The sequence below is a fragment of the uncultured Subdoligranulum sp. genome, assembly GCF_937890665.1.
On the sequence record NZ_CALADU010000263.1, the window covers coordinates 1 to 3,984 of the forward strand.

The following is a 3,984-nucleotide window of genomic DNA, read 5'->3' on the forward strand; positions in this document are numbered from 1 at the left end:
CCAGTGCTGCGGCAAGCCTGCATCTGTACGCAAAGCAGCGCAGCCGCGTGCTCTGCCCGCTTTTTCTAACTTTGCAGGGAGGTGTGCCGAATGTACCGCGCATTGTATCGAAAATGGCGTCCTCAGCGGTTTGCCGATGTGGTAGGGCAGCAGCCTATTGTTACGGCGCTGCAAAATCAAATTGCAGCGGGACGCATCGGCCATGCTTACCTGTTTACAGGCACTCGAGGAACTGGCAAGACGACCTGTGCCAAAATTTTTGCCAAAGCTGTCAACTGTTTGGACCACACCAGCCCGGATCCCTGCTGTGAATGCGAAATCTGTAAAGGCATTGACAGTGGTTCCATTATGGACATCATCGAGATGGATGCCGCTTCCAATAACGGTGTGGATGATATCCGAGATTTGCGGGATGAGGTTGCGTACCTTCCGTCCGTATGCCAATACAAGGTATACATCATTGACGAGGTGCACATGCTCTCCACACAGGCGTTTAACGCCTTGCTTAAAACGATGGAAGAACCGCCGGAGCATGTGATTTTTATTCTGGCGACTACGGAAGTACAGAAGGTACCAATTACCATTCTGAGTCGATGCCAGCGGTATGATTTTGCGCGCATCACAGCGCAGGACATTGCGGGTAGACTGACCTATGTGGCAGGGCAGGAAAAGATTGAATTGGAAGACGGTGCGGCACAGCTCATCGGACGGCTGGCAGACGGCGCAATGCGCGATGCCCTTTCAATTCTGGATACCTGTGCCGGTGTGGATAATCATGTGGATGAGGCGCTGGTGCGCCGAATGGCCGGCGTAACAGACCGTGGGTATCTTTTTGAAATCAGCGATGCCATCGCAGCTAAGGATTCTGTAATGGCATTGGGAAAAATTGCAGAGCTGCGGCAGCAGAGTGTAGACATGCGTCGGCTGTGCATGGAATTGGCTGGCCATTATCGGAACTTGATGCTTTGTGCTTTGCCGGGTGGTACGGAACTTTTGACCGGTACTTCACCCGAAGAAGAAGCGGCCTATGCGCAGCGGAAGGACTTCCCGCAGGGGGAAGCGATTCGAGCCATCAATGCTTTCGGACAGGCACTGGAAAAAATGAGCCGTGGCACAGACCAGCGAATCGAATTGGAGCTAGCGGTGTTTTCACTGACACAGCCGCAAACCATCATGGCGCAACCGACACCCGTGCAGGCAACGCCGCAGCCGTCGGCTCCGCAGCCTTTTGCGGCAGCGCCTGTGGCCTTCGCGTCGGCACCTCCGGTGCAGAGCACGAAATCGGTTGCTCCGCCGCCTACCGTGGATCAAAAGGTTGTGCAGCCATCGGACGATGTGCCGCCTCCGGAAGAAGAACCTGAATTTTTGCAGCCGGAACTGCCTCCGGTGGTAGCCGACCCGACGCCGGTGCCAGAGCCGGAAGCAAAACCGGCGCCTAAACCGGCACCGCGCCATGCGGCTGCCAAACAACAAGAAGTGGGGCCATTGGAACCCTTCCCGCAATGGGCTTTGGTTTTGGCAGATTTGGAAGAAAGCGATCCGATGATGATCTCCTTTCTGCGGGGAACCCGTGCATATTATGACGGGAAACATGTATTGTTTGAATGTAACGATGCTTTCCGAGATTACATTCGGAACAACCGCGAGGTCAGCAAAAAGCTGAAGGAAACCATTTATCGTGTCACCAAATTGCGGTGCAGCATTGGCCCGTATGAGGCGCCAAAAGAAGAAGTAAACGGAACCCCGCAAGTGTCTATTGACCAGACTTTGCAGAATATGCAGGCTCTGGGCGTGGACGTTCAGATTGAAGAAAAATAAGAGTTGGAGGAACTTTTTATGAAAGCAAGATTGCCTAAAGGCTACGGCCGTCCCGATCCCAATGCAATGATGCGTCAGGTACAGAAAATGCAGGAAGAGATCCGGGCTAAGCAGGAAGAACTGGAAGCTAAAGAGTATACCGGAACGGCGAGTGGCGAGATGGTTACCGTTACCATGACTGGTAAGCATGAGATTACCGCTGTCAAGATTAAACCGGAGGCTGTGGATCCGGACGATATCGAGATGTTGGAAGATTTGATTGCTGCCGCTGTGAATAGCGCAGTGGCTGCGGTAGACAAGGATTCTGAAGAAGAAATGGGCAAGCTGACCGGTGGGATGAACATTCCCGGTCTGGGCTAAGAGGCGTAATTATGCCGCAAAATGTGGAACCGCTGGAAAATTTGGTGGATCAGTTTGCTCGTTTTCCCGGCATCGGCCGTAAAGGCGCAACGCGAATGGCGTATGAAGTGATGTCCATGCCAAACGAACAGGCAATGGAGTTGGCTAAAGCCATTGAGCATGCCAAGAAGGATCTACACCGTTGCCGGATCTGCCAAGATTATACCGCGGGAGAAATCTGCAAAATCTGTGCATCACCTAAACGTGATCGCAGCGTTATTTGCGTGGTCGAGAGTCCGCGGGATATCAAATCCATTGAGCGCACCCATGAATACAATGGTTTGTATCATGTACTGCATGGATTGATCTCACCTATGGATGGTATTGGGGCAGAGCAGCTCTGTGTCAAAGAACTGTTGGCACGTCTAAATGATACCGTTAAGGAAGTCATCATGGCCACAAGCCCTACCGTTGAAGGTGAGGCGACTGCCATGTATTTGGCCAAACTGATCAAACCCATGGGGGTGCGCACTACGCGTTTGGCTTATGGATTGCCGGTGGGATCCAGTCTGGAATACGCCGACGAGACGACGTTGTACCGTGCTATGCAGGGACGCGGAGAACTTTAAAGGCTTTTTCTTGACTTTTTCACATAACTGCGCTATAATCTAAACCCACTACACGTAAGGGAGGTGTGCTTTATGGCGCAAGAGAACTCTGGTAAGAAAGTGATTGCTCAAAACCGTGAAGCACGCCATGAATACTTTGTGATTGAGGCACTGGAAACCGGTATTGAACTGGTGGGTACCGAAGTCAAAAGCTTGCGTGCAGGGGGCGTCAATCTCAAAGATTCTTGGGCGGATATTGATGATGGTGAGCTAATCGTTAAGGGAATGCATATCAGCCCTTATGAGCAGGGAAACATTTTCAATAAGGATCCACGTAGACCGCGTCGATTGTTGGCACATAAGGCGGAAATTCGTCGTTTGGGACAGCAGATCAAATTGCAGGGATATACGTTGGTTCCGCTGTCGCTCTATTTTAAGCACGGCCGAGTAAAACTAGAGCTGGGCCTGTGCAAGGGCAAAAAGCTATATGACAAGCGCGCAACTGCTGCGGCGCGCGATGCAAAGCGAGATATTGACCGCGCATTAAAAACGCAGCGATAAAGCTGTCTGCTTTTGCTTTCCCGGTGGGCTTACTACCCACCGATATTTGGGGCTGTAATGGTTTCGACGGGGAGAGAAAGGCGTGAGCAGCGGGCCGTGGCGGTGCACCACGATAAAAGCGCCAAAACAAATTAACTGACAACAATTATCCTGTTGCCGTCGCTGCCTAATTAGGCGCGACCGTCCTGCCCGCGTTAGTACCGCGCGGGGTCAGGGCGTCGATTAGGTACTGAACGTGCACGGGCTTAAGCTTTGCGGCCCGTCATGCATTTATGAAGCTACCAAGGCGTAGCGCGTGTGTATTCGCCCGCGCCAAGGGAACCCTAATAAATACACTGCGCCCGGAGATACTCTAACCGATTTCTTTTCGGACACGGGTTCGACTCCCGTCAGCTCCACCAAAAACGGAAGCGTCGAACTCTTATTCTTCAAGAATGAGTTCGCGCTTATCTATAGATTGGGGAACGCCTAGGCGCTCCCCTTTTCGCTATATGCGTCAGAACGCTTTATTTTGCGTTTTAAGCGGTTTTAAGCCCGAAGAGGTACTTGTGTACCATTCGGGCTTTTTCGCGCCTTAAAACGCGTTCTGTGGGGTTGTGAGGCGATTTGGGATGGGCAAGTGTGCATCTCGCTATCGCTCGATGCGGTCGGGGGTTAT

General features: G+C 52.1%; 4 protein-coding genes and 1 other RNA gene. All 5 read left to right on the plus strand.

Annotation, left to right across the window (positions count from 1 at the left end; genetic code table 11):
• Positions 1–90 precede the first annotated feature (90 nt).
• The 5 genes from dnaX to ssrA all read left to right on the plus strand — a co-directional run bounded on the left by dnaX (position 91) and on the right by ssrA (position 3,727).
• Positions 91–1,818, plus strand: a complete 1,728-nt coding sequence (gene dnaX, locus Q0526_RS14630; protein WP_298735097.1) for a DNA polymerase III subunit gamma/tau — start codon at positions 91–93, stop codon at positions 1,816–1,818.
• Positions 1,819–1,836: 18 nt separating this feature from the next.
• Positions 1,837–2,178 (plus strand): YbaB/EbfC family nucleoid-associated protein, encoded by a 342-nt coding sequence (locus Q0526_RS14635; protein WP_298735100.1) that lies wholly within the window; start codon positions 1,837–1,839, stop codon positions 2,176–2,178.
• 11 nt (positions 2,179–2,189) lie between these two features.
• The gene (recR, locus tag Q0526_RS14640) at positions 2,190–2,786 is read left to right on the plus strand and encodes a recombination mediator RecR (protein ID WP_298735102.1); all 597 of its coding nucleotides are present in this window, start codon (positions 2,190–2,192) and stop codon (positions 2,784–2,786) included.
• A gap of 72 nt (positions 2,787–2,858) precedes the next feature.
• Positions 2,859–3,326, plus strand: coding sequence for an SsrA-binding protein SmpB (gene smpB, locus Q0526_RS14645; RefSeq protein ID WP_298735105.1), 468 nt, complete (start codon positions 2,859–2,861; stop codon positions 3,324–3,326).
• Between the two features lie 48 nt (positions 3,327–3,374).
• Positions 3,375–3,727, plus strand: a transfer-messenger RNA (tmRNA) gene (gene ssrA, locus Q0526_RS14650).
• Positions 3,728–3,984: the final 257 nt, after the last annotated feature.